The organism is Allobosea sp. P2_B12, assembly GCF_056404835.1.
In genome coordinates, this window is sequence record NZ_JBFUDG010000020.1 from 1 (window position 1) to 17,814 (window position 17,814).

Annotated in this window: 31 protein-coding genes; 30 read left to right on the plus strand and 1 reads right to left on the minus strand. The window is 63.9% G+C overall.

What is annotated here, in order from left to right:
- The 30 genes from AC1DYU_RS25700 to AC1DYU_RS25845 all read left to right on the plus strand — a co-directional run.
- The coding region (locus AC1DYU_RS25700) for an EF-Tu C-terminal domain-related protein (protein ID WP_476794097.1) at positions 1 to 507 on the plus strand (507 nt) is incomplete at its 5' end.
- 67 nt (positions 508 to 574) lie between these two features.
- Positions 575 to 883, plus strand: coding sequence for a 30S ribosomal protein S10 (gene rpsJ / locus AC1DYU_RS25705; RefSeq protein ID WP_043237115.1), 309 nt, complete (start codon positions 575 to 577; stop codon positions 881 to 883).
- A gap of 74 nt (positions 884 to 957) precedes the next feature.
- Positions 958 to 1,683 carry a 50S ribosomal protein L3 gene (rplC, locus tag AC1DYU_RS25710; RefSeq protein ID WP_108049212.1) on the plus strand — a complete coding sequence of 242 codons (726 nt, stop codon included), beginning with the start codon at positions 958 to 960 and terminating at the stop codon, positions 1,681 to 1,683.
- Positions 1,683 to 2,303, plus strand: a complete 621-nt coding sequence (gene rplD / locus AC1DYU_RS25715) for a 50S ribosomal protein L4 (RefSeq protein WP_054211876.1) — start codon at positions 1,683 to 1,685, stop codon at positions 2,301 to 2,303. The genes rplC and rplD overlap by 1 nt, the downstream gene beginning before the upstream one ends.
- Positions 2,300 to 2,608, plus strand: coding sequence for a 50S ribosomal protein L23 (locus tag AC1DYU_RS25720; protein ID WP_054144267.1), 309 nt, complete (start codon positions 2,300 to 2,302; stop codon positions 2,606 to 2,608). Before rplD ends, AC1DYU_RS25720 begins: the two co-directional genes overlap by 4 nt.
- Before the next feature lie 16 nt (positions 2,609 to 2,624).
- A complete protein-coding gene (gene rplB, locus AC1DYU_RS25725) occupies positions 2,625 to 3,467 on the plus strand; it encodes a 50S ribosomal protein L2 (protein WP_158483208.1) in 843 nt (280 codons plus the stop codon).
- Positions 3,468 to 3,475: 8 nt separating this feature from the next.
- Positions 3,476 to 3,754: a 30S ribosomal protein S19 gene (rpsS, locus tag AC1DYU_RS25730; protein ID WP_054144265.1), complete on the plus strand. Its 279-nt coding sequence runs from the start codon at positions 3,476 to 3,478 to the stop codon at positions 3,752 to 3,754.
- Positions 3,755 to 3,757: 3 nt separating this feature from the next.
- A complete protein-coding gene (gene rplV / locus AC1DYU_RS25735; RefSeq protein WP_054144264.1) occupies positions 3,758 to 4,141 on the plus strand; it encodes a 50S ribosomal protein L22 in 384 nt (127 codons plus the stop codon).
- Positions 4,142 to 4,151: 10 nt separating this feature from the next.
- The gene (gene rpsC, locus AC1DYU_RS25740; protein WP_054211874.1) at positions 4,152 to 4,859 is read left to right on the plus strand and encodes a 30S ribosomal protein S3; all 708 of its coding nucleotides are present in this window, start codon (positions 4,152 to 4,154) and stop codon (positions 4,857 to 4,859) included.
- A gap of 18 nt (positions 4,860 to 4,877) precedes the next feature.
- Entirely contained in the window at positions 4,878 to 5,291 is a 414-nt protein-coding gene (rplP, locus tag AC1DYU_RS25745; protein ID WP_054144262.1) for a 50S ribosomal protein L16, read from the plus strand.
- A 13-nt stretch (positions 5,292 to 5,304) separates the two neighbouring features.
- A complete protein-coding gene (gene rpmC / locus AC1DYU_RS25750) occupies positions 5,305 to 5,517 on the plus strand; it encodes a 50S ribosomal protein L29 (protein WP_054144261.1) in 213 nt (70 codons plus the stop codon).
- An 11-nt stretch (positions 5,518 to 5,528) separates the two neighbouring features.
- Complete coding sequence (rpsQ, locus tag AC1DYU_RS25755) at positions 5,529 to 5,771, plus strand: 30S ribosomal protein S17 (RefSeq protein WP_054211873.1); 243 nt, start codon at positions 5,529 to 5,531, stop codon at positions 5,769 to 5,771.
- Between the two features lie 211 nt (positions 5,772 to 5,982).
- Positions 5,983 to 6,351: a 50S ribosomal protein L14 gene (gene rplN / locus AC1DYU_RS25760; protein WP_054144259.1), complete on the plus strand. Its 369-nt coding sequence runs from the start codon at positions 5,983 to 5,985 to the stop codon at positions 6,349 to 6,351.
- Positions 6,351 to 6,668 carry a 50S ribosomal protein L24 gene (gene rplX, locus AC1DYU_RS25765; protein WP_158483209.1) on the plus strand — a complete coding sequence of 106 codons (318 nt, stop codon included), beginning with the start codon at positions 6,351 to 6,353 and terminating at the stop codon, positions 6,666 to 6,668. The genes rplN and rplX overlap by 1 nt, the downstream gene beginning before the upstream one ends.
- Positions 6,661 to 7,227, plus strand: a complete 567-nt coding sequence (gene rplE / locus AC1DYU_RS25770) for a 50S ribosomal protein L5 (protein ID WP_054211871.1) — start codon at positions 6,661 to 6,663, stop codon at positions 7,225 to 7,227. The genes rplX and rplE overlap by 8 nt, the downstream gene beginning before the upstream one ends.
- Before the next feature lie 36 nt (positions 7,228 to 7,263).
- Positions 7,264 to 7,569: a 30S ribosomal protein S14 gene (gene rpsN, locus AC1DYU_RS25775; protein WP_054211870.1), complete on the plus strand. Its 306-nt coding sequence runs from the start codon at positions 7,264 to 7,266 to the stop codon at positions 7,567 to 7,569.
- 12 nt (positions 7,570 to 7,581) lie between these two features.
- On the plus strand, positions 7,582 to 7,977 hold the full coding sequence (gene rpsH, locus AC1DYU_RS25780; protein ID WP_082365580.1) for a 30S ribosomal protein S8: 396 nt from the start codon (positions 7,582 to 7,584) through the stop codon (positions 7,975 to 7,977).
- A 33-nt stretch (positions 7,978 to 8,010) separates the two neighbouring features.
- A complete protein-coding gene (rplF, locus tag AC1DYU_RS25785; protein ID WP_158483210.1) occupies positions 8,011 to 8,544 on the plus strand; it encodes a 50S ribosomal protein L6 in 534 nt (177 codons plus the stop codon).
- Between the two features lie 5 nt (positions 8,545 to 8,549).
- On the plus strand, positions 8,550 to 8,912 hold the full coding sequence (rplR, locus tag AC1DYU_RS25790; RefSeq protein WP_158483211.1) for a 50S ribosomal protein L18: 363 nt from the start codon (positions 8,550 to 8,552) through the stop codon (positions 8,910 to 8,912).
- Positions 8,913 to 9,058: 146 nt separating this feature from the next.
- A complete protein-coding gene (gene rpsE / locus AC1DYU_RS25795; RefSeq protein WP_054211954.1) occupies positions 9,059 to 9,619 on the plus strand; it encodes a 30S ribosomal protein S5 in 561 nt (186 codons plus the stop codon).
- Positions 9,620 to 9,629: 10 nt separating this feature from the next.
- Positions 9,630 to 9,827 (plus strand): 50S ribosomal protein L30, encoded by a 198-nt coding sequence (rpmD, locus tag AC1DYU_RS25800; protein ID WP_054211962.1) that lies wholly within the window; start codon positions 9,630 to 9,632, stop codon positions 9,825 to 9,827.
- Positions 9,828 to 9,840: 13 nt separating this feature from the next.
- Positions 9,841 to 10,320 (plus strand): 50S ribosomal protein L15, encoded by a 480-nt coding sequence (gene rplO / locus AC1DYU_RS25805; protein WP_476794098.1) that lies wholly within the window; start codon positions 9,841 to 9,843, stop codon positions 10,318 to 10,320.
- Between the two features lie 107 nt (positions 10,321 to 10,427).
- The gene (secY, locus tag AC1DYU_RS25810) at positions 10,428 to 11,765 is read left to right on the plus strand and encodes a preprotein translocase subunit SecY (RefSeq protein ID WP_476794099.1); all 1,338 of its coding nucleotides are present in this window, start codon (positions 10,428 to 10,430) and stop codon (positions 11,763 to 11,765) included.
- Positions 11,765 to 12,349 carry an adenylate kinase gene (locus AC1DYU_RS25815; protein WP_476794100.1) on the plus strand — a complete coding sequence of 195 codons (585 nt, stop codon included), beginning with the start codon at positions 11,765 to 11,767 and terminating at the stop codon, positions 12,347 to 12,349. The genes secY and AC1DYU_RS25815 overlap by 1 nt, the downstream gene beginning before the upstream one ends.
- 236 nt (positions 12,350 to 12,585) lie before the next feature.
- Positions 12,586 to 12,954: a 30S ribosomal protein S13 gene (gene rpsM, locus AC1DYU_RS25820; RefSeq protein ID WP_158483215.1), complete on the plus strand. Its 369-nt coding sequence runs from the start codon at positions 12,586 to 12,588 to the stop codon at positions 12,952 to 12,954.
- A gap of 169 nt (positions 12,955 to 13,123) precedes the next feature.
- Positions 13,124 to 13,513: a 30S ribosomal protein S11 gene (gene rpsK, locus AC1DYU_RS25825; protein ID WP_054144247.1), complete on the plus strand. Its 390-nt coding sequence runs from the start codon at positions 13,124 to 13,126 to the stop codon at positions 13,511 to 13,513.
- Positions 13,514 to 13,601: 88 nt separating this feature from the next.
- On the plus strand, positions 13,602 to 14,618 hold the full coding sequence (locus AC1DYU_RS25830; protein WP_158483216.1) for a DNA-directed RNA polymerase subunit alpha: 1,017 nt from the start codon (positions 13,602 to 13,604) through the stop codon (positions 14,616 to 14,618).
- Between the two features lie 116 nt (positions 14,619 to 14,734).
- Complete coding sequence (gene rplQ, locus AC1DYU_RS25835; RefSeq protein WP_054144422.1) at positions 14,735 to 15,151, plus strand: 50S ribosomal protein L17; 417 nt, start codon at positions 14,735 to 14,737, stop codon at positions 15,149 to 15,151.
- Positions 15,152 to 15,277: 126 nt separating this feature from the next.
- Complete coding sequence (locus AC1DYU_RS25840) at positions 15,278 to 16,249, plus strand: lysostaphin resistance A-like protein (RefSeq protein WP_476794101.1); 972 nt, start codon at positions 15,278 to 15,280, stop codon at positions 16,247 to 16,249.
- A 63-nt stretch (positions 16,250 to 16,312) separates the two neighbouring features.
- Positions 16,313 to 17,275: a tripartite tricarboxylate transporter substrate-binding protein gene (locus AC1DYU_RS25845; protein ID WP_158483219.1), complete on the plus strand. Its 963-nt coding sequence runs from the start codon at positions 16,313 to 16,315 to the stop codon at positions 17,273 to 17,275.
- 16 nt (positions 17,276 to 17,291) lie between these two features.
- On the opposite strand, the gene AC1DYU_RS25850 is transcribed toward AC1DYU_RS25845, so the two are convergent.
- Complete coding sequence (locus AC1DYU_RS25850) at positions 17,292 to 17,711, minus strand: BLUF domain-containing protein (protein ID WP_476794102.1); 420 nt, start codon at positions 17,709 to 17,711, stop codon at positions 17,292 to 17,294.
- Between the last annotated feature and the right edge of the window lie 103 nt (positions 17,712 to 17,814).

The following is a 17,814-nucleotide window of genomic DNA, read 5'->3' on the forward strand; positions in this document are numbered from 1 at the left end:
GTGGTGACCGGTCGCGTCGAGCGCGGCATCGTCAAGGTTGGCGAGGAAATCGAGATCGTCGGCCTCAAGGACACCGTGAAGACGACGGTGACCGGCGTCGAGATGTTCCGCAAGCTGCTCGACCAGGGCCAGGCCGGCGACAACATCGGCGCGTTGCTGCGTGGCACCAAGCGCGAGGACGTCGAGCGCGGCCAGATCCTGTGCAAGCCGGGTTCGGTCAAGCCGCACACCAAGTTCAAGGCCGAGGCCTACATCCTGACCAAGGAGGAGGGCGGTCGCCACACCCCGTTCTTCACCAACTACCGCCCGCAGTTCTACTTCCGCACGACGGACGTGACCGGCGTGGTGCACCTGCCCGAGGGCACCGAGATGGTGATGCCTGGCGACAACATCGCCATGGAAGTCCACCTGATCGTGCCGATCGCGATGGAAGAGAAGCTGCGCTTCGCCATCCGCGAAGGCGGCAGGACCGTCGGCGCCGGCGTCGTCGCCAGCATCATCGCGTAACAAACGTTTTCGTGAGGGCGATGGCCCTGCGGCCTTCGCCTTCTCACGTCACGAGGAAGAAAAGACCATGAACGGTCAGAACATCCGGATCCGCCTCAAGGCGTTCGACCACCGCATTCTCGACGCTTCGACGCGCGAGATCGTGTCGACCGCAAAGAGGACGGGCGCCCAGGTCCGCGGCCCCATCCCGCTGCCCACGCTCATCGAGAAGTTCACGGTCAACCGCTCGCCCCACATCGACAAGAAGTCGCGCGAGCAGTTCGAAATGCGGACCCACAAGCGGGTTCTCGACATCGTCGACCCGACCCCGCAGACGGTCGACGCCCTCATGAAGCTCGATCTCGCCGCCGGCGTCGACGTCGAAATCAAGCTCTGATCCTAATTTAGCCGGGTCCTCTGCCTCCAGCGTTTTGGCTGGATGAGTAAGACCCCAAGGGAAGGTATGCACCGATGCGTTCCGGTGTGATTGCACAGAAAGTCGGGATGACCCGCATCTTCACCGATGCCGGCGAACATATCCCGGTCACCGTGCTGAAGCTCGATAACTGCCAGGTCGTTGCTCATCGCACGATCGAGAAGAACGGCTATGTTGCCGTGCAGCTCGGGACGGGCTTGGCCAAGGTCAAGAATGTCTCGAAGGCTGAGCGCGGCCATTTCGCCGTCGCCAAGGTCGAGCCCAAGCGCAAGGTCGTCGAGTTCCGCGTCAGCGATGACGCGCTGATCCCGGTCGGCGCCGAGCTCACCGCCGACCACTTCGTCGTCGGCCAGTTCGTCGATGTCAGCGGCACGACGCTCGGCAAGGGCTTCGCCGGCGGCATGAAGCGCTGGAACTTCGGTGGTCTTCGCGCCACGCACGGTGTTTCGGTCTCGCATCGCTCGATCGGTTCGACCGGTGGTCGTCAGGACCCTGGCAAGACCTTCAAGAACAAGAAGATGCCCGGCCATCTCGGTGCCGAGCGCGTCACCACGCAGAACCTGCGCGTCGTCCAGACGGATGTCGAGCGCGGCCTGATCCTGGTCGAAGGCGCCGTTCCCGGCCATGCCGGCGGCTGGATCCATGTGCGGGACGCCATCAAGCGCGCCCTGCCCAAGGATGCGCCCCTGCCGGGCAAGTTCAAGCTGAATGGCGGCGAAACGCCGGCTCCCGCAGCCGAGACGGTTGAGGAGAACGCGTGATGAAGCTCGATATCACCACCCTCGAAGGTGGCTCGGCCGGTTCGGTCGAGCTCTCGGATGCGATCTTCGGCCTCGAGCCGCGCGCCGACATCCTGGCCCGCATGGTGCGCTACCAGCTCGCCAAGCGCCGCGCCGGCACGCACAAGTCCAAGGGCCGGTCGGAAGTCGACCGCACCCGCAAGAAGATCTACAAGCAGAAGGGCACCGGCGGCGCCCGTCACGGTGCAGCTTCCGCTCCGCAGTTCCGCGGCGGCGGCAAGGCCTTCGGCCCGATCGTGCGCGACCACGCCCACGACCTGCCCAAGAAGGTCCGCGCTTTGGCTCTGCGCCATGCGCTTTCGTCGAAGGCCAAGGATGGCGGCATCATCATCATCGATGACGCCAAGCTCTCCGAGCCGAAGACCAAGGTCCTGCTCGGTCATTTCGGCAAGCTGGCCCTGTCCAGCGCGCTGGTGATCGGCGGCGCCGAGATCGATACGAATTTCGGCCTGGCGGCGCGTTCGATCCCGAATGTCGACGTCCTGCCGATCCAGGGCATCAACGTTTATGACATCCTGCGTCGCGACAAGCTTGTCCTGACCCGCGCGGCTGTCGATGCGCTGGAGGCGCGCTTCACATGAGCACGGCGAAGAATCTGGACCCGCGCCACTACGACGTTATTCGTGGCCCGGTGATCACCGAAAAGGCGACCATGCTCTCGGAGCACAACAAGGTCGTCTTCAAGGTCGCCAAGACCGCGACCAAGCCGCAGATCAAGGCGGCGATCGAGAAGCTGTTCGATGTCAAGGTGAAGAGCGTCAACACGCTCGTCACCGAGGGCAAGATGAAGGTCTTCCGGGGCCGGCTCGGCCAGCGCTCGGACGTCAAGAAGGCGGTCGTGACCCTCGAGGAAGGTCACTCCATCGATGTGACAACGGGCCTGTAAGGAAGGATCGCAAACCATGGCTTTGAAGCATTTCAAGCCGGTCACGCCGAGCCTTCGCCAGCTCGTGATCGTCGACCGCAGCGAGCTCTACAAGGGCAAGCCGCTCAAGGTGCTGACGGAGGGTAAGTCGTCCTCCGGCGGCCGCAACAATCTCGGCCGCATCACCGTCCGCTTCCGCGGCGGTGGACACAAGCGGACGCTGCGCCTGATCGACTTCAAGCGTCGCGGCAAGGATGGCATTCCGGCCGTCGTCGAGCGGCTGGAGTATGATCCCAACCGCACGGCGTTCATCGCGCTGATCAAGTACAGCGACGGCGAGCAGGCCTATATTCTGGCCCCGCAGCGCCTCGCCGTCGGCGACAGCGTGATCTCGGGTCCGTCGGTCGACGTGAAGCCCGGCAACGCGGCCCCGATGGGCTCGTTGCCGATCGGCACGATCGTCCACAATCTGGAGCTGAAGATTGGCAAGGGCGGGCAGCTCGCTCGTTCCGCCGGCAACTACGCCCAGATCGTCGGTCGCGACCAGGGCTACGTCATCGTCCGCCTGAACTCGGGCGAACAGCGCCTGATCAGCGGCCTGTGCTATGCTACGGTGGGCGCGGTTTCGAACCCCGACCACATGAACCGGAATGACGGCAAGGCAGGGCGTTCGCGCTGGCTCGGTCGTCGCCCGCATAACCGCGGTGTCTCGATGAACCCTGTCGACCATCCCCATGGCGGCGGCGAAGGCCGCACCTCCGGTGGTCGTCACCCGGTTACCCCCTGGGGCAAGCCGACCAAGGGCAAGAAGACCCGCTCGAACAAGCGGACCGATACGTTCATCGTGTCGAGCCGTCACGCCCGCAAGAAGAAGAACTGAGGTCCGTCATGGCGCGTTCGCTTTGGAAAGGTCCGTTTGTCGACGGATACCTTCTGAAAAAGGCCGAGGTTGCCCGTTCGGCGGCCCGGTCTGAGGTCATCAAGATCTGGAGCCGTCGCTCCACGATCCTCCCGCAGTTCGTCGGTCTGACGTTCGGCGTCTACAACGGCCACAAGCATGTGCCGGTGAACGTCTCCGAGGAGATGGTGGGCCACAAGTTCGGCGAGTTCTCGCCGACGCGCACCTTCCACGGTCACGCCGCCGACAAGAAGGCGAAGAGGAAGTAAGCCATGGGAAAAGCATCCGCCCCCCGTGCGCTGCCCGAGAACGAAGCCGTTGCGATCGCTCGCAACCTTCGCGTCTCGCCGCAGAAGCTCAACCTCCTCGCCCAGCTCATTCGCGGCAAGAAGGTCTCGACCGCGCTCGCCGATCTCGAGTTCTCGCGCAAGCGGATCTCGCTGGACGTGCGCAAGTGCCTTCAGAGCGCGATCGCCAACGCCGAGAACAACCATGATCTCGACGTCGACGATCTCGTCGTCGCCCAAGCGTTCGTCGGCAAGGCCCTGGTCATGAAGCGTTTCCACGCCCGTGCCCGTGGCCGTGGCGCCCGCATCCTGAAGCCCTTCGCGAACATTACGATCATCGTGCGCGAAGTCGCTGCGGCCAAGGCCTGAGGAGAGAACGATGGGTCAGAAAATCAATCCGATCGGGCTTCGCCTCGGCATCAATCGCACCTGGGATTCGCGCTGGTTCGCGCAGAAGGGCGAGTACGGCAAGCTGCTTCATGAGGATATGGCCATCCGCGCCATGCTCATGAAGATGCTGAAGCAGGCTGCGATCTCCAAGATCATCATCGAGCGCCCGCACAAGAAGTGCCGTGTCACCATCCACTCGGCTCGTCCGGGCGTGGTGATCGGCAAGAAGGGCGCCGATATCGAGAAGCTCCGCAAGTCGGTGATGAAGCTGACCAAGGCGGACGTCACGATCAACATCGTCGAGGTGCGCAAGCCCGAGATCGACGCGACGCTGGTCGCCGACTCGATCGCGCAGCAGCTCGAGCGCCGCGTCGCGTTCCGTCGCGCCATGAAGCGGGCCGTTCAGTCGGCCATGCGTCTGGGCGCCGAGGGCATCCGCATCAACTGCTCGGGCCGTCTCGGCGGCGCCGAGATCGCGCGCCTCGAATGGTATCGCGAAGGTCGGGTGCCGCTGCACACGCTGCGCGCCGATGTCGATTACGGTGTTGGCACCGCCTTCACCACCTATGGCACCTGCGGCATCAAGGTCTGGATCTTCAAGGGCGAGATCCTCGAGCACGACCCGATGGCCCAGGACAAGCGCATGGCAGACGAGGGCAGCCGTTCCGGCGGTGGCCATCGTCGCGAGCATGCATAAGGCTGATCGAGAAGAGCCATGTTGCAACCAAAGAAGACCAAGTTCCGCAAGCAGTTCAAGGGACGCATTGCGGGCGTCGCCAAGGGCGGCACGGACCTGAACTTCGGCCAGTTCGGCCTGAAGGCCCAGGAGCCCGAGCGCGTCACGGCCCGGCAGATCGAGGCGGCCCGCCGCGCGATCACCCGTGCGATGAAGCGCGCCGGCCGCGTCTGGATCCGCATCTTCCCGGACGTGCCGGTTTCGAAGAAGCCGACCGAAGTCCGCATGGGCAAGGGCAAGGGCGCGCCTGAATTCTGGGCAGCCAAGGTCAAGCCGGGCCGGATCATGTTCGAGATCGACGGCGTGCCTGAGGAAACCGCACGCGAGGCCATGCGCCTCGGCGCGGCCAAGCTGCCGATCAAGACGCGCTTTATCCAGCGCATCGCCGAGTAAGAGGGAGGACAAGATGAAAGCTTCGCAACGCCTGTCCGACCTGACAGCCATGAGCGTGGACCTGCTCCAGGACGAACTCCTGAAGCTCAAGAAGGAGCAGTTCAACCTGCGCTTTCAGAAGGCCACCGGCCAGCTCGAGAACACCGCCCGGGTGACCGAAGTCCGCAAGGACATCGCCCGCATCAAGACGCTGCAGCGGTCGAAGACCGTCGCGGCGAGCGCCTGAGGAGTCAGACAATGCCGAAGCGCGTGCTGCAGGGCGTCGTCGTCAGCGACAAGCAGAACAAAACTGTTGTGGTCAAGGTCGAGCGGCGCTATACGCACCCTCTCCTCAAGAAGACGGTTCGCCGTACCAAGAACTACCACGCCCATGATGAGGCGCAGGTGGCCAAGGTCGGGGATCAGGTCTGGATCGAGGAGTCCAAGCCCATTTCCAAGCTGAAAAGCTGGGTTGTGCTCGACAACGCCCCCAAGGCGTAGGTCAACGCGGTCTCTGTTGCCCGAATCATATCGGGTGGCGGGGAGGGCGGAATAGGATAAGTCGGGCATGTTTAGCCGCAAGAGTGCGTGCACTTTTGCGGTTCGTGCTTTGTTTTGAGGCCAGGGGGCGATCGACCCCCGTCAGTCGTAGTCCCGGAGGCACTGATGCTTTCGGGAAACCGCGCTGATACACACTGGAAGGATCAAGGCCATGATCCAGGTGCAGACGAATCTCGAGGTCGCGGATAACTCCGGCGCCCGTCGCGTGATGTGCATCAAGGTTCTCGGCGGGTCGAAGCGGCGCTATGCCCGCATTGGCGACATCATCGTCGTCTCGATCAAGGAAGCCATTCCGCGCGGTCGCGTGAAGAAGGGCGACGTCATGAAGGCGGTCGTCGTTCGCACCGCCAAGGACGTCAAGCGCGCCGATGGTTCGGTGATCCGGTTCGACCGCAATGCGGCCGTGCTGATCAACAACCAGAAGGAGCCTGTCGGCACCCGTATCTTCGGACCGGTTCCGCGCGAGCTGCGCGCCAAGAACCACATGAAGATCATCTCGCTTGCGCCAGAGGTGCTGTGATGGCTGCGAAAATCAAGAAGGGCGACAAGGTCGTCGTGCTGGCCGGCCGTGACAAGGGCAAGGCCGGCGAAGTGCTCCAGGTCATTCCGAAGGATGCCCGCGCCATCGTGCGCGGTGTCATGCTCGTCAAGAAGCACACCAAGGCTTCGGCGCAGTCGGAGGGCGGCATCATTTCCAAGGAAGCCACCATCGACCTGTCGAATCTCGCCGTGGCCGATCCCAAGGATGGCAAGCCGACCCGCGTCGGCTTCAAGGTCCTGGATGATGGCCGCAAGGTCCGTTTCGCCAAGCGTTCGGGGGATCTGATCGATGGCTGAGAACCAGCAGGCGGCGCTTACGCCGCGCATGAAGCAGCATTACGAGGACGTCGTTCGTCCGGCGATGATCGCCGAGTTCGGCTACAAGAACGTCATGGAAGTGCCGACCATCGAGAAGGTCGTCATCAACATGGGCGTTGGCGAAGCGACTGCCGACCGCAAGAAGGTCGACAACGCTGCCGGCGACCTCGCCCTGATCGCCGGCCAGAAGCCGGTCATCACCAAGTCCCGCCTCGCCATCGCCGGCTTCAAGCTGCGCGAGAACATGGCGGTCGGCTGCAAGGTCACGCTGCGCAAGACCAAGATGTTCGAGTTCGTCGATCGCCTGGTCACCATCGCGCTTCCCCGCGTGCGTGACTTCCGCGGCCTCAACCCGAAGTCGTTCGACGGGCGCGGCAATTTCGCGCTCGGGATCAAGGAGCACATCGTGTTCCCGGAGATCAATTACGACAAGGTCGACCAGGTCTGGGGTATGGACGTCATCGTCTGCACGACTGCGAAGTCGGACGACGAGGCACGCGCCCTGCTCAAGCACTTCAACTTCCCGTTCCGGCAGTGAACTTAAGCGTTCATACGCGGAAACCAGGAGAGATCGATGGCTAAGAAAAGCTCCGTCGAGAACAACAACCACCGCAAGGCTCTGGTGAAGAAATTCGCCGGTAAGCGCGCGCGGCTTCTCGCGATCGCCAATGACGAAAGCCAGTCCATGGACGAGCGGTTCCTCGCTCGCCTTAAGCTGGCCGAACTGCCGCGCAACTCGGCGCCTAACCGGGTGCGCAACCGCTGCGAAGTCACGGGGCGTCCGCGCGCCGTCTACCGCAAGCTGAAGATGTCGCGCATTGCGCTGCGCGAGCTCGGCAACAAGGGGCTGGTTCCCGGCCTCGTCAAGTCGAGCTGGTGAGGAGGACGCATCGTGATCATTGATCCGCTTGGAGATATGCTGACCCGCATCCGCAATGCGCAGATGCGGCGCAAGTCGCGCGTTTCGACGCCCGGTTCGAAGCTGAGGGCCCGCGTGCTCGATGTGCTCGAATCCGAGGGCTACATTCGCGGCTATACCCAGACCGAGTTCGGCAATGGCCGGACTGAGTTCGATATCGAGCTGAAGTACCATGAGGGACTGCCGGTCATCCGGTCGATCTCGCGTGTGTCCAAGCCCGGCCGCCGCGTCTATTCTTCGGTGGAGACGATGCCGCGCGTGGCCGATGGCCTTGGCGTGACGATCATCTCGACCCCGAAGGGTGTGATGCCCGATCATCTTGCCCGCGAGCAGAACGTGGGCGGCGAAGTGCTTTGCAAGGTCTTCTGACCTTTCGCGCCGCTCGTTTTCAGGAGAAATCCAATGTCTCGTATCGGTAAGAAGCCTGTTCCGGTTCCCGCTGGCGTCACCGCCAACGTCGCCGGCCAGCTCGTCAAGGTAAAGGGCGCGAAGGGGGAACTCTCCTTCACCGTGCCTGACGACGTTTCGGTCGCCATGGAAAATGGCGCGATCGCGGTTCAGCCGCGTTCGCAGAGCAAGCGCGCGCGCTCGCTCTGGGGCACCTCGCGTGCCCGCATCGCCAATCTCGTCGTCGGCACCACCGCCGGCTTCGAGAAGAAGCTCGAGATCAACGGCGTCGGCTACAAGGCCGCCGTCAACGGCAAGGTTCTGAAGCTCTCGCTGGGCTACAGCCACGACATCGACTATGCGATCCCGGAAGGGGTTGCGATCGTGACGCCGAAGCCGACCGAAATCGTCATCACCGGCATCGACAAGCAGGTGGTCGGCCAGACCGCCGCCGAAATCCGCGACTATCGCGGGCCTGAGCCTTACAAGGGCAAGGGCGTCAAATACGCCGGCGAATTCATCTTCCGCAAGGAAGGGAAGAAGAAGTAACCGCCATGAGCAAGCAGACAGAGAACACTGCGCGCCGCAAGGCCCGCGTCCGCCGCGCGATCAAGGCTGTTGCCAATGGCCGCGCCCGCCTGTCGGTGCATCGCACCGGCAAGCAGATTTACGCCCAGATCATCGACGACGTGAAGGGTGTCACCGTCGCGTCGGCCTCGAGCCTGGACAAGGACATCCGCGGCGACATCAAGTCGGGCGCGAATGTCGAGGCGGCCGCAACGATCGGCAAGCTGATCGCCGAGCGCGCCACCAAGGCCGGCGTGAAGGACGTGGTCTTCGACCGCGGCTCCTACATGTATCACGGCCGCGTCAAGGCGCTGGCCGATGCGGCCCGCGAAGCTGGCCTGAACTTCTGAGTTCTGCTAACCCGGCCCCTGCCATCGCGCTCAACGGCGTGATGGCAGGGGCCGGTCCCTATGTTTGAGACGTCGTTCCAACAGGAACGCTCGAGCGAGCGGCGCGGGACATCGATCCGGCGACCGCGCAAGTAAGAGGAAAGACCATGGCGAGAGAGCCTCGTGACCGCGATCGCGAAGAGCGCGATTCAGAATTCGTGGACCGGCTGGTCCATATCAACCGCGTCGCCAAGGTGGTGAAGGGTGGTCGTCGCTTCGGCTTCGCCGCTCTCGTCGTCGTCGGTGACCAGAAGGGCCGCGTCGGCTTCGGCCACGGCAAGGCCCGTGAAGTTCCCGAGGCCATCCGCAAGGCGACGGAAGCCGCCAAGCGGGGCCTGGTCCGTATCCCGCTGCGCGAGGGGCGTACCCTGCATCACGATGTCCAGGGCCGTCACGGCGCCGGCAAGGTCGTGCTGCGTGCGGCTCCAGCCGGTACCGGCATCATCGCGGGTGGCCCGATGCGCGCCGTCTTCGAGGCGGTCGGCATGCAGGACGTGGTGTCGAAGTCGCTCGGCTCCTCGAACCCGTACAACCTCGTTCGCGCGACGTTTGACGCGCTGAAGAACGAAGACAGCCCGCGTGGCGTTGCCGCGCGCCGCAACCTCAAGGTCTCGGCCCTGCAGACGCGTCGCCGCGATGCCGGCACTGACGCCGCTGTTGAAGCGTGAGGGTGCGATCATGGCAAAGTCTGACAACAAGACCGTCGTCGTCGAGCAGATCGGCAGCCCGATCCGCCGCGAGGCTTCGCAGCGCCAGACCCTGATCGGTCTCGGCCTGAACAAGATCCGCAGGCAGTCGACCCTGGTCGATACGCCGTCCGTGCGAGGCATGATCGATAAGGTCAGGCACCTCGTGCGCGTCGTCGACGCGAAGTGAGGGGTATCGTTCGATGAAACTCAACGACATCCGTGACAACGAAGGCGCGCACAAGTCGCGCATCCGCGTCGGCCGTGGCATCGGCTCGGGCAAGGGCAAGACCGGTGGTCGGGGCGTCAAGGGTCAGAAGGCCCGCTCAGGCGTCGCGGTCAAGGGCTTCGAAGGCGGCCAGATGCCGCTGTATCGTCGCCTGCCGAAGCGCGGCTTCAACAACCTGTTCGCCAAGGATCTGAACGAGGTCAATCTCGGTCGCATCCAGCAGGCATTGGAAGCCGGCAAGCTCGACGCCAAGGGCGTGGTCACGATCGAGGCGCTCGTCGCCGCCGGCGTGATCACCCGTCAGGCCAAGGACGGCGTCAAGATCCTCGGCGTCGGCGAACTCAAGACCAAGCTCGCCTTTGAGGTCTATGGCGCGTCGAAGTCGGCCGTCGAAGCGATCGAAAAGGCCGGCGGTTCGGTCAAGATCCTGGCGGCTGCCGCTTCACAGGCGTGAGCCGAGCGCTTACATGACGACTGAGCGAACGGCGGCCGGGCCAGAAGCCCTGGCCGCCGTTCGCCTGTCTGACGACCGAATGACGACATCACCCAAGGACCGGACGCATGGCATCGGCGGCTGAACAGCTTGCTTCAAACCTGAACTTCGGGGCGTTCGCCAAGGCGGACGAGCTGAAGAAGCGGATCTGGTTCACCCTGGGTGCGCTGATCATCTACCGGCTCGGCACGTATATCCCGCTGCCCGGCATGAATCCCGACGCCGTCGCCGACCTGTTCAAGCAGTCGCAGTCGGGCGTGCTGGGCCTGTTCAACATGTTCTCCGGCGGCGCCGTCGGCCGGCTTGCGATCTTCGCGCTGGCGATCATGCCGTATATTTCGGCCTCGATCATCGTCCAGCTACTCTCCAGCGTGATCCCGACCTTCGAGGCGCTGAAGAAGGAAGGCGAGCAGGGCCGCAAGATCCTGAACCAGTACACCCGCTACCTGACGCTCGTGCTCGCCGTGTTCCAGGCCTATGGCATCGGCGTCGGCCTGCAGGGTTCGGGCAATCTCGTGCTGGAGCCGGGGCCGTTCTTCCTGCTCTCCACGACGATCACCCTGGTCGGCGGCACGATGTTTCTGCTCTGGCTCGGTGAGCAGATCACCAGCCGCGGCATCGGCAACGGCACCTCGATGATCATCTTCGCCGGCATCATCGCCGAATTCCCCTCCCAACTCGCGCAGACGCTCGAACTCGGCCGTCAGGGCGCGATCTCGACGGGGCTGCTGCTGCTGATCCTGGTCATGGCGATCTGCGTCATCGCGTTCTGCGTGTTCATGGAGCGCGCCCAGCGCCGCCTGCTGATCAACTATCCCAAGCGCCAGGTCGGCAACCGGATGTATGAGGGCCAGACCTCGTTCCTGCCGCTGAAGCTCAATACCGCCGGCGTCATCCCGCCGATCTTCGCCTCGTCGCTGCTGCTGCTGCCGACGACGATCGCGAGCTTCTCGCAAGCTTCGGGCGGCACCGGCTTCCTGTCGATCGTGGCGACCTATCTCGCTCATGGCCGGCCGCTGTTCATGTTCCTCTACGCAGCGCTGATCATCTTCTTCTGCTTCTTTTACACTGCGATCGTGTTCAATCCGACCGAGACGGCCGACAACCTCAAGAAGCATGGCGGCTTCATGCCGGGCATCCGTCCCGGCGAGCGCACGGCAGAGCATATCGACCGCGTGCTGACGCGCATCACGGTGCTCGGCGCGGGCTATTTGACTATCGTCTGCCTTATCCCCGAGTTCATGATCACCTATGCCCAGATACCGATCATCCTGCTGGGCGGCACGTCGCTGCTCATCGTGGTGACGACGACCATGGATACTGTGGCGCAAGTCCACGGACATCTGCTGGCCCATCAGTATGAGGGGCTGGTGAAGAAGGCGAAGCTGCGAGGGGCCAAACGCTGATGCGAATCATATTCCTGGGGCCGCCGGGGGCGGGCAAGGGCACTCAGGCTGCGCGCATCGTCGCGAAGCACGGCATTCCACAACTCTCGACCGGCGACATGCTGCGTGCGGCTGTCGCCGCCGGCACGCCTGTCGGTATCAAGGCCAAGGCGGTGATGGATGCAGGCGGGCTGGTCTCCGACGAGATCGTCATCGGCATCGTCGCGGACCGCATCGAGGAACCGGATGCCAAGAAGGGCTTCATCCTCGACGGCTTTCCGCGCACCTTGGCCCAGGCTCAGGCGCTCGACGCGATGCTCGCCTCCAAGCACCTGGAACTCGACACGGTGCTGGAGCTGAAGGTCGACCAGACCAAGCTCGTGGACCGCATCGTCAAGCGCGCCGAAGAGGCGAAGGCGGCCGGACAGCCGGTCCGCAAGGACGATGATCCGGAGGTCTTCAAGACCCGGCTGGAAGCCTATAACCGCGACACTGCGGTGGTCTCCCCCTATTACGCCGCGCGCGGCCAGGTGATCGAGATCGACGGCATGCAGCCGATCGATGCAGTGACGGCTGCGATCGAGAAGGCTCTGGTCGGACACTGAATTCAGTGTTGGCACGTTTCTTGGTCGCAAGGGTTGACTCGTCGCGGCCAAGCGACTAACGACCCCACTTCCGGTTTCATGCGAGCGATGCCGTTACCTTCGCGAGAAGGAGCGACGTCGCGTTCTCGCGTGGAACGGGTTCAACGCTTCGCAAAGGCCGGCCTCCACCGGCGCGAGGTTATCAATAACCGCCGGCACGCCATCGGGCGTCGACTGGCCGACATGGAGAGACGATCATGGCTCGTATCGCGGGCGTCAACATTCCCACCGGCAAGCGCGTCGTCATCGGCCTGCAGTACATCCACGGCATCGGCGCGACCAAGGCCCAGGAAATCTGCACCAAGGTCGGCATCGCCGCCGAGCGCCGCGTCAACCAGCTGACTGACGCCGAAGTGCTTCAGATCCGCGAAGCGATTGATCGCGATTATCTCGTCGAGGGCGACCTGCGTCGCGAAGTCTCGATGAACATCAAGCGCCTGATGGATCTCGGCTGCTATCGCGGCCTGCGTCATCGCCGTGGCCTGCCGGTTCGTGGCCAGCGCACGCATACCAATGCGCGCACCCGGAAGGGCAAGCCGAAGGCGATCGCCGGCAAGAAGAAGTGACGATTGCCTGAGGCGATCGTCATCCTTGGGCTTGACTCGAGGATCTCGTGACGAGGGCGCCTTTGGCGCCTTCTCCTGCCTGAGATGCTCGGCACAAGGCCGAGCATGACGGCGGAATACCTCTCCCCAGCGCCTGGCATCACGGGCGCGCTCGAAGGATGAAAGACCTATGGCCAAGGAAGCCCAGCGCGTGAAGCGCCGCGAACGCAAGAACATCGTCTCTGGCGTCGCCCATGTGAACGCCTCGTTCAACAACACCATGATCACCATCACCGACGCGCAGGGCAACACGATCTCGTGGTCGTCGGCCGGCACGATGGGCTTCAAGGGCTCGCGCAAGTCGACCCCCTATGCGGCTCAGGTCGCAGCCGAGGATGCCGCCCGCAAGGCTGCCGAGCACGGCATGCGCACGCTCGAAGTCGAGGTCACCGGCCCGGGTTCGGGACGTGAATCGGCTCTGCGCGCCCTGCAGGCGGCGGGTTTCACCGTGACCTCGATCCGCGACGTGACGCCGATCCCGCATAACGGCTGCCGTCCGCGTAAGCGCCGCCGCGTCTGACACTCGATCTTCGAGGCGCCCGCACCGGCGGGCGCCTGTCCGGGGCGGCCCGCCGCCGCCATTGAATTCAAGCACCAGGAGTGCGGTCGTGATCAGCAAGAACTGGCAGGATCTGTCAAAGCCCAACAAGCTCGAAATCAAGGTCGGAGACGATCCGAAGCGTCAGGCGACCGTCGTCGCCCGTCCGCTGGAGCGTGGCTTCGGCATGACGCTCGGCAACGCGCTGCGTCGCGTGCTGCTTTCCTCGCTTCAGGGCGCAGCCGTCACCGCCGTCCAGATCGACGGCGTGCTGCATGAATTCTCGTCGATCCCGGGCGTCCGCGAGGACGTCACCGATATCGTCCTCAACATCAAGGCCATCGCGGTCAAGATGCAGGGCGAGGGCCCCAAGCGCATGACCCTGCGCAAGACCGGCCCGGGCACCGTCACCGCCGGCGACATCAACACCATCGGCGACGTCTCGATCCTGAACCCCGATCTCGTGCTCTGCACGCTGGACGAGGGCTCCGAGATTCGCATGGAGTTCACGGTCAACACCGGCAAGGGCTACGTCCCCTCCGAGCAGAACCGTCCGGAAGATGCGCCGATCGGCCTGATTCCGGTCGACAGCCTGTATTCGCCGGTCAAGAAGGTGTCCTATCGCGTCGAGAACACCCGCGAGGGCCAGAACCTCGACCGCGACATGCTCACGCTGAACATCGAGACGAACGGCTCGGTGACCCCTGAGGACGCGCTGGCGCTGGCCGCCCGCATCCTGCAGGACCAGCTTGCGGTGTTCATCACCTTCGAGGAGCCGCGCAAGGAAGAGGCCGTCTCGACCGCGCCGCAGCTGCCCTTCAACCCGGCGCTGCTCAAGAAGGTCGACGAGCTCGAGCTTTCGGTGCGTTCGGCGAACTGCCTGAAGAACGACAACATCGTCTATATCGGCGACCTGATCCAGAAGTCGGAGGGCGAGATGCTGCGTACCCCGAACTTTGGCCGCAAGTCGCTGAACGAGATCAAGGAAGTGCTCGCCACCATGGGCCTCCACCTCGGCATGGACGTCACCGGCTGGCCGCCGGAGAACATCGAAGAGCTCGCGAAGCGCTTCGAGGAGCATTACTGATCCAGCCGGCGCGGGCTTGATCCAGCGCCGCTTTCCCGCCCGGTGCATGAGCGCCGGAGCATAAAGGACGGCCGTACCGTGGCACGGCGGCCGTAAATCAACGAAGGAGCCACCCAATGCGTCACGGTTTTCGCGGTCGTCGTTTCAACCGCTCGGTCGAGCATCGCAAGGCGATGTTTGCCAACATGTCCCAGGCCCTGATCAAGCATGAGCAGATCACCACCACGCTGCCCAAGGCCAAGGATCTGCGTCCGGTCGTCGAGAAGCTGATCACGCTCGCCAAGCGCGGCGACCTGCATGCCCGCCGCCAGGCGATCGCGCAGATCAAGGACGTCGTCCTGGTCGCCAAGCTCTTCGCGGTGCTCGGCCCCCGCTACAAGGAGCGCAATGGCGGCTACCTTCGCATCATGAAGGCGGGCTTCCGCTTCGGCGACAACGCCCCGCTGGCGGTGATCGAGTTCGTCGATCGCGATGTCGAGGCCAAGGGCAAGGATTCCGGCCCGGTCTTCACGGCGGAAGACGAGGCAGCCTGAGGTTTTCCTCGGTCTCACTGGTTTCTAAAGGGCGGCCCACGGGTCGCCCTTTTTTGCGTTGGTGGCGCTGCCGTCATGTAGGCGGGAGTATGTGCCGCGGTTCGGCGGGATGGGGCTGCGAGATCGATGGAGCAGGGTCGTTTCAATGCATATGTCGGTCTTGCGCGCGATGGCAGGAACGGCATCTGGCGGATTCTCACGGGTTTTCTTGCCGTCGCGATCATCTGGATCGCTCTAGGTATCGCGATCGTGGTGGCGGGCGCCGCTTTGTTCGTGGCGCGTAGCGGCGGCAGAACCGATAGCATCGACGCCATCTTCGCCACCTTCGATTATCAGGCGCTGGCGGCCGACCCGTTGGGCTCAGGCACAGTTCTGCTGTCCTTCGCCGGTATTTGGGCTGGCGTCTGGCTGATCATGCGGATTCTTCACAGGCGATCGATCCGAGATCTCTTCGGTGTCGAACGCAGAGTGCTCTGGTCGGATTTCCTGCGGGCTTCTCTTGTCACCTTTGTCGTCGGCCTGATCGCGATTCCGTTCCTTCTGCTGGTCGATCCGACCGTACAGCGCGGAGACATTAGCCTGTCGGGCTGGCTCATCGCCGCACTGCCGCTGATGCTTTGCTGCTTCGTGCAAACCTCGGCGGAGGAAATCCTGTTCCGCGGCTATCTGCACCAGACGCTGGCCGCACGCTATGCAACGCCTGCGATCTGGCTGGGTCTTCCGACGATCCTGTTCACGCTCCTGCACTGGGAAGGCGAGGCGTCCTCGGCCATCAACCTGTCGGTTCTGGTGACGATCGGCGTGTTCGCGCTGAGCATGAGCTATCTGTTGATCAAGACCGGCAACCTCGCGGCGGCGATGGGCGCTCATTTCGGCAATAACATCGGCGCCTTCCTGATTTTCTCGTCGCAGCCGGAATTCAGCGGCGGAGTTCTGTTCATGGGGCGCTCGATCCGGGAACCCGGCTGGACGACGGAGCAAGCGCTGATGCTCGGCGTTATCGGCGTGGTGGCAATCCTCCTCGCGCAGGTGCTGCTCGTGCATCCGGCCTCGCCGGTACGCCTGCGTTCCCTGTCCCGGCCTCGGCCCCTTGGTTAGAGTCGGCCGGCGATGCTAGGCTGTTCATTGAGTCAACACGGCATCGCCACAGCAGGATTTAGCATGAACGCCAGATCACTTGTTTCAGCGGCGGCGCTCGCGCTCGTCGCGATGGGCTCACCGCTTTCTGCCCAGGACTACCCCTCCAAGGCGATCACCATGATCGTGCCCTTCGCGGCCGGCGGCTCGTCAGACGTGATCGCCCGGCTCGTCGGCGACGAGATGGGGCGGGTGCTTGGGCAGCGCATCGTGATGGAGAACATGGGCGGGGCGGGCGGCGCCACCGCGCTGTCGCGGGCCTCGCGCGCGGAGCCCGACGGCTACACCATCGTCATCGGCAACAGCGGCACGAATGCCGCCTCCTATTCGATCTATCCTGACCTGAAATACACCCAGGCCGATTTCGCGCCGGTCGGCCTCGTTGCCAAGACCTCGCCGATGATCGCGCTGAAGCTCGACTTTCCGGCCAAGACGCTGATGGAGTTCGTCGCCTATGCGAAGGCCAACCCGGGCAAGGTCAGCCTCGGCCATGCCGGCGTCGGCTCCTCGAACTATCTGATCTGCCGGACCTTCATCAAGGCGGCGGGCGTCGATGTGGCGCTGGTCAGCTATCGCGGCGCGGGGCCTGCCCTGAACGACCTGATGGGTGGGCAGATCGACGGCGTCTGTGACGCGGCGACGTCGCTGTCTGGCGCTGTCATGGGCGAGAAGGCGAGGGCGCTTGTGGTCGCCACGCCGTCGCGGCTGGCGAGCCTGCCGGATGTTCCGACCTCGGCGGAGGCCGGCCTGCCCGCGTTCCAGGCGCAGGGCTGGAACGCGATCTTCGTGCCGAAGAACACGCCCGAGCCGATCGTCGCCAAGCTGAACGCGGCGTTGCGGACGGCGCTGGCGAGCTCAAACCTGCAAGGCCGCTTCAAGGAACTGTCATCGGTCGTGCCGACGCCAGACGAGATGACCCCGGCCTTTGTCGCGGCGATGATTCCAGGCGAGATCGAGAAGTATCGCGTGTTGCTCAGCGACAAGTGATCGACGGCGAAGGCCGTCAGGCGCGCTGGCGCGAGAGTTCGCCGGCGAGATCGACGAGAACGTCGGCCGCGTGCTGGGGCAGGTCGTCTTCAGGTGTCACGCCATACAGTCCGAAGATGAACATCGTGGTCTCGTCCCGCTCGGCGAGGCCCATCGACCACTGTGGAAATCCGCGTTGGTCGATCGGGCTTTCCGCCAGCAACCGGACCTCGGCGTGACGGGGATCGGCCACGATCCGGCCATAGGTCTCCGCGACGGTCGCGCTTTCGCCTTCCAGCACCTGCGCGAAGGCGCCGGTCGTGGCAAGGAGGAAGCCGGTGATCTCGTGGCGGGCGTTCAGGCGGCGGGCGCTCTCGATGATCCTGTCGAGCTCGACCTGACGATTGGCCTCGACGAGCCGGCTTTGGCTGGCATAGACAAGTCGGATCAAGCTCATGGGCCATTCCTTCGACGCAAGTGACCGGTGATCGTGGGCTGAAACCAGGCCCTCGGCACCGGAACGGCGACGGGCGGCATCCATGGATCGATAGTGGAGCTGA

What these genes read in the sequence shown, in the direction of transcription:
- rpsJ (WP_043237115.1), top strand. Translation starts at nt 575, where the DNA reads ATGAACGGTCAGAACATCCGGATCCGCCTCAAGGCGTTCGACCACCGC.
- rplC (WP_108049212.1), top strand. Translation starts at nt 958, where the DNA reads ATGCGTTCCGGTGTGATTGCACAGAAAGTCGGGATGACCCGCATCTTC.
- rplD (WP_054211876.1), top strand. Translation starts at nt 1,683, where the DNA reads ATGAAGCTCGATATCACCACCCTCGAAGGTGGCTCGGCCGGTTCGGTC.
- AC1DYU_RS25720 (WP_054144267.1), top strand. Translation starts at nt 2,300, where the DNA reads ATGAGCACGGCGAAGAATCTGGACCCGCGCCACTACGACGTTATTCGT.
- rplB (WP_158483208.1), top strand. Translation starts at nt 2,625, where the DNA reads ATGGCTTTGAAGCATTTCAAGCCGGTCACGCCGAGCCTTCGCCAGCTC.
- rpsS (WP_054144265.1), top strand. Translation starts at nt 3,476, where the DNA reads ATGGCGCGTTCGCTTTGGAAAGGTCCGTTTGTCGACGGATACCTTCTG.
- rplV (WP_054144264.1), top strand. Translation starts at nt 3,758, where the DNA reads ATGGGAAAAGCATCCGCCCCCCGTGCGCTGCCCGAGAACGAAGCCGTT.
- rpsC (WP_054211874.1), top strand. Translation starts at nt 4,152, where the DNA reads ATGGGTCAGAAAATCAATCCGATCGGGCTTCGCCTCGGCATCAATCGC.
- rplP (WP_054144262.1), top strand. Translation starts at nt 4,878, where the DNA reads ATGTTGCAACCAAAGAAGACCAAGTTCCGCAAGCAGTTCAAGGGACGC.
- rpmC (WP_054144261.1), top strand. Translation starts at nt 5,305, where the DNA reads ATGAAAGCTTCGCAACGCCTGTCCGACCTGACAGCCATGAGCGTGGAC.
- rpsQ (WP_054211873.1), top strand. Translation starts at nt 5,529, where the DNA reads ATGCCGAAGCGCGTGCTGCAGGGCGTCGTCGTCAGCGACAAGCAGAAC.
- rplN (WP_054144259.1), top strand. Translation starts at nt 5,983, where the DNA reads ATGATCCAGGTGCAGACGAATCTCGAGGTCGCGGATAACTCCGGCGCC.
- rplX (WP_158483209.1), top strand. Translation starts at nt 6,351, where the DNA reads ATGGCTGCGAAAATCAAGAAGGGCGACAAGGTCGTCGTGCTGGCCGGC.
- rplE (WP_054211871.1), top strand. Translation starts at nt 6,661, where the DNA reads ATGGCTGAGAACCAGCAGGCGGCGCTTACGCCGCGCATGAAGCAGCAT.
- rpsN (WP_054211870.1), top strand. Translation starts at nt 7,264, where the DNA reads ATGGCTAAGAAAAGCTCCGTCGAGAACAACAACCACCGCAAGGCTCTG.
- rplF (WP_158483210.1), top strand. Translation starts at nt 8,011, where the DNA reads ATGTCTCGTATCGGTAAGAAGCCTGTTCCGGTTCCCGCTGGCGTCACC.
- rplR (WP_158483211.1), top strand. Translation starts at nt 8,550, where the DNA reads ATGAGCAAGCAGACAGAGAACACTGCGCGCCGCAAGGCCCGCGTCCGC.
- rpsE (WP_054211954.1), top strand. Translation starts at nt 9,059, where the DNA reads ATGGCGAGAGAGCCTCGTGACCGCGATCGCGAAGAGCGCGATTCAGAA.
- rpmD (WP_054211962.1), top strand. Translation starts at nt 9,630, where the DNA reads ATGGCAAAGTCTGACAACAAGACCGTCGTCGTCGAGCAGATCGGCAGC.
- rplO (WP_476794098.1), top strand. Translation starts at nt 9,841, where the DNA reads ATGAAACTCAACGACATCCGTGACAACGAAGGCGCGCACAAGTCGCGC.
- secY (WP_476794099.1), top strand. Translation starts at nt 10,428, where the DNA reads ATGGCATCGGCGGCTGAACAGCTTGCTTCAAACCTGAACTTCGGGGCG.
- AC1DYU_RS25815 (WP_476794100.1), top strand. Translation starts at nt 11,765, where the DNA reads ATGCGAATCATATTCCTGGGGCCGCCGGGGGCGGGCAAGGGCACTCAG.
- rpsM (WP_158483215.1), top strand. Translation starts at nt 12,586, where the DNA reads ATGGCTCGTATCGCGGGCGTCAACATTCCCACCGGCAAGCGCGTCGTC.
- rpsK (WP_054144247.1), top strand. Translation starts at nt 13,124, where the DNA reads ATGGCCAAGGAAGCCCAGCGCGTGAAGCGCCGCGAACGCAAGAACATC.
- rplQ (WP_054144422.1), top strand. Translation starts at nt 14,735, where the DNA reads ATGCGTCACGGTTTTCGCGGTCGTCGTTTCAACCGCTCGGTCGAGCAT.
- AC1DYU_RS25840 (WP_476794101.1), top strand. Translation starts at nt 15,278, where the DNA reads ATGGAGCAGGGTCGTTTCAATGCATATGTCGGTCTTGCGCGCGATGGC.
- AC1DYU_RS25845 (WP_158483219.1), top strand. Translation starts at nt 16,313, where the DNA reads ATGAACGCCAGATCACTTGTTTCAGCGGCGGCGCTCGCGCTCGTCGCG.
- AC1DYU_RS25850 (WP_476794102.1), bottom strand. Translation starts at nt 17,711, where the DNA reads ATGAGCTTGATCCGACTTGTCTATGCCAGCCAAAGCCGGCTCGTCGAG.